Annotated in this window: 3 protein-coding genes; all 3 read left to right on the forward strand. The window is 53.9% G+C overall.

The features are described 5' to 3' along the window. Window positions 1-114 precede the first annotated feature (114 nt). The 3 genes from BOA8489_RS19845 to BOA8489_RS19855 all read left to right on the forward strand — a co-directional run bounded on the left by BOA8489_RS19845 (window position 115) and on the right by BOA8489_RS19855 (window position 3088). A complete protein-coding gene (locus tag BOA8489_RS19845) occupies window positions 115-921 on the forward strand; it encodes a sulfatase-like hydrolase/transferase (RefSeq protein ID WP_093976038.1) in 807 nt (268 codons plus the stop codon). Between the two features lie 67 nt (window positions 922-988). After that, window positions 989-1795 carry a HalD/BesD family halogenase gene (locus BOA8489_RS19850; protein WP_245814011.1) on the forward strand — a complete coding sequence of 269 codons (807 nt, stop codon included), beginning with the start codon at window positions 989-991 and terminating at the stop codon, window positions 1793-1795. A 324-nt stretch (window positions 1796-2119) separates the two neighbouring features. Further along, on the forward strand, window positions 2120-3088 hold the full coding sequence (locus tag BOA8489_RS19855) for an NAD-dependent epimerase/dehydratase family protein (RefSeq protein WP_093976039.1): 969 nt from the start codon (window positions 2120-2122) through the stop codon (window positions 3086-3088). Window positions 3089-3466: the final 378 nt, after the last annotated feature.

Raw genomic sequence — 3466 nt, forward strand, 5'->3', positions numbered from 1 at the left:
TGGCCGACAAGCACATCAACCTGCCGCAATTTCTGAACTATTTCCTCTGGCTTGTGTCGTTTGTTTGCCATTCTCTGTCCTCCGTTTCCTAAACATAACGGTGGACCAATTCAGATGGGGAGGCTCAACATAGACGTGCACGCCACAGCCCGCGCAAGACGCGGGTATTATGGAATGATCTCGCATATCGACGCGATGTTCGGGCGCCTGATGGACGCGTTGTCGGATTCTGGCGTCAGCGAGAACACTCTGGTGATTTTTGCCTCCGATCATGGTGACATGATGGGCGAGCGCGGGATGTGGTTCAAAAAGACGCTCTTTGAACCGGCGATCCATGTCCCGCTGATCGTTGGCGGTCTTGGGATCGCGCAACGGCGGGTTGCTACGCCGGTCTCGCTTTTGGACCTTTTGCCCACGCTTGTTGATGTCTCAGGCGCGCCTGCAGGCACCATATGCACTCCGTTTAATGGTCAAAGCCTTGTGCCGCTCTTGCATGGTGGTTCCAAGCACGACCCAGTTATGGTCGAGCATCTGGACGGAGGGACAGATGCGCCCAGAGTGATGCTGCGAGACGGGGATCTGAAACTTGTGCTGTCACGCGCCTATCCGACGATGCTGTTCAATCTGAGCGACGATCCTTTTGAGCTTAATGATCTTGCGTCCGATCCGGCCGCATCAAATGATATGGCGAGACTTTTGGCGAAGGCGCATGAGATATGGGATCTGGACGCACTGGCGATCGATAAGCACGCCAATCAAACGGCCCGCACCGTAGTAAACACGGCGCTTCAGACAGGTCGCCCTCAGGTGTGGGATTTCACGCCGGGCACTTTGGCGCAGAACTCCAATTACGTGCGCAGCGGTGACAAATTTCCGGATGTAGAACGCAGAAGCTATTTGCCGGCGAAGGTTCGGAGGTAGGTTTTCTCAGTCGGTTTTAGTCACATAGCCCGCCTTCCAATTCGCCATGAATTGAGACTAACGTTTCATGAAAGACCTCCTGTTGGACCTTGTGATGACTCTTGACGACATTGTTGACCTGAACACGCATCCTGTCACCCAAAGTGGTTATGGCGCCGCGTGTCGCTCAAAGCTTGATAGCGAGGGCATTTTGGTGCTTGAGGGTTTTATCCGCCCTGAGGCTCTGGAATTGATGCGCGCCGAGGCTTCGGCCGAACAGGACCGCGCCTACTTCTGCGCCCAGAGTCACTCGGTCTATCTCACACCACGCAATCCGGCGTATCCGGACGATCATCCCGCAAACCGCCAGGTCCTGTCATCCAAAGGGTGTGTTTGTGATGACATGATCGGTGCGACGTCCCCTCTGCGCGTTCTATATGATCACCCGACCTTTCGGGGTTTTGTCGCTACGACGACCGGCCAGTCCGAGTTGCACCCTTATGCTGACAGCCTGTCATCGATCAACGTGCACTACGCCAATCGCGATCAGGAACTCGGTTGGCACTTCGACAATTCGAGCTTCGCGATCACCTTGCTTATCCAGAAACCCGGTGCCGGCAGCCGGTTTGAATACGTTAAGGGGCTGCGGGACGCGGACGCTGGTGAAATGAACTATGAGGGTGTGGACGCCCTGCTTCGCGGGGCCATCCAGCCACAAGTTCTTACGATGGAACCGGCAACCCTGGTTTTGTTCCGTGGACGAAACGCTATGCACCGCGTCACCCCGAATAAGAGCGATACCGCGCGGATGCTCGCAGTTCTGGCCTACAACGCAGAGCCCGGTGTGAAGCTATCCGAGAGCGCCAGAATGACATTCTACGGTCGGCTGAACTAGATTGCGTGGGAGTGGGCGGTTATTGTTTGAATCAAATGGAGGCGACTACCGGAACCGAACCGGTGTACACGGATTTGCAATCCTAAGGATTCCGATGAAGACATTGAGTTTTATTGTAAAATGAACCGCTGGACACCTGTGGGACATCACCAGGTTAGCCGTCGAATGCAAAATGCTATTGAAGATGTTGGTTCCCGAGCTCAGTCATTCGGGCGTTACGTAGCGAACTTCTAAAGAAGCAAGCGCGGACAATTCACTGGTTGTCGACTAAAATAAGAACTCCGGTCATACTGAAAGTGAATTTGGCTTGGTTGGAAGAATATTATGTCCCTCACCGAACCCTTCTTGGTCGACCCAAAACGCATAACCGGATCTGTTCTGGTGACCGGAGCGGGTGGTTGTATCGGGTCTTGGACTGTCGCCATACTCGAACAGTCTGGCGTTGAGGTCGTAGCCTTCGATCTTCGTGATGACCGAAGGCGTCTTTCACTGCTGATCGGCGATGATGCCGCGCAAGGCGTAGAATGGGAAACCGGTGACATATCAGATTATGAGTGTCTCAACGACGTTTGTAAGCGTCACGAGATCACAGGGATAATCCATCTTGCGGGCCTTATGATCCCGTTTTGTAAATCTGCCCCGGCAATGGGTGCCCGGGTGAATGTAGAGGGCACGATCAATGTGCTCGAAGCTGCGCGGGACAATGGGTTGAAAAGACTTGCATATGCCAGCTCTTCTGCAATTCATGGTATGCCGCCAGGTGGTCCGACGATCGCCACGTTGTACGGTGCCTATAAACTCGCTAATGAATATACGGCTCAGGTCTATTGGCTCGACTGGGGCGTGCCCTCGGTCGGAATTCGTCCCAACATCGTTTATGGTGTCGGACGCGACCAAGGCATGACTTCGGAATTTAGCGTTGGGCTGGCACATGCAGCCATCGGTCAACATTTTCAAGTATCATATGGTGGGCCATTGAGCTGGCTCTATGCTGGTGAAGCTGCGGCGGCCTTCATTGCCGTGATGTGCAAAGATGGATTTGACGCAAGAGTTTTTGACCTCAACGGAACCTGCATGACGGTTGAGGAAGGCATTGAGATACTTTCTGATCTGATCCCTGAACACCAAGTCAGTACGACAGGCACCCCGTTGCCGGTACCTGCTGACCTTAGTGACGCACCGATCCGCGAGCACCTCGGAGCGTATCCGTCAATTTCACCTTTGGACGGAATCCGGTGGACATACGAAGCATTCCAGAGATTACAGGCAGAAGGGCGGCTTAGCTTCGTCTAGGTCCGTAATCCGCAATGGCCCTTGGTATTCTGGGCTGGCTCGTAGAACTGCTAGAAGTCCAGCCAACTTCTTATCTGCCACAAAAAGTAGCTCCAAACCCTGCGGACAGGTAAGGTCCGCTTTGGGCTCAAAGCCGTCGTTCGCTGCGATGGGTACGAAGGTCCGCTTTCGGATCGCTTCGAACCAAATGGCAAGGCGATATCACGGTAATCTTCTCTGGACTTCTGTCGCCAGCGAAGCGTGACTGACACTGTCCTTCCCCCCTAAAACTGGGCCACTACATTGGTCTTGAGAGGGGAATATGGAATGGCACGGAAACGGCATTCGGACGAAGATGTATTGAAGCTGCTGCGTGAGATTGAGCTGAAGCTGACGGGA

This window comes from Boseongicola aestuarii (assembly GCF_900184815.1).
Lineage (GTDB): Bacteria > Pseudomonadota > Alphaproteobacteria > Rhodobacterales > Rhodobacteraceae > Boseongicola > Boseongicola aestuarii.

Bases quoted from the DNA above. Each gene is read 5' to 3' on its own strand.
- BOA8489_RS19845 (WP_093976038.1), top strand. From the start codon at position 115: ATGGGGAGGCTCAACATAGACGTGCACGCCACAGCCCGCGCAAGACGC.
- BOA8489_RS19850 (WP_245814011.1), top strand. From the start codon at position 989: ATGAAAGACCTCCTGTTGGACCTTGTGATGACTCTTGACGACATTGTT.
- BOA8489_RS19855 (WP_093976039.1), top strand. From the start codon at position 2,120: ATGTCCCTCACCGAACCCTTCTTGGTCGACCCAAAACGCATAACCGGA.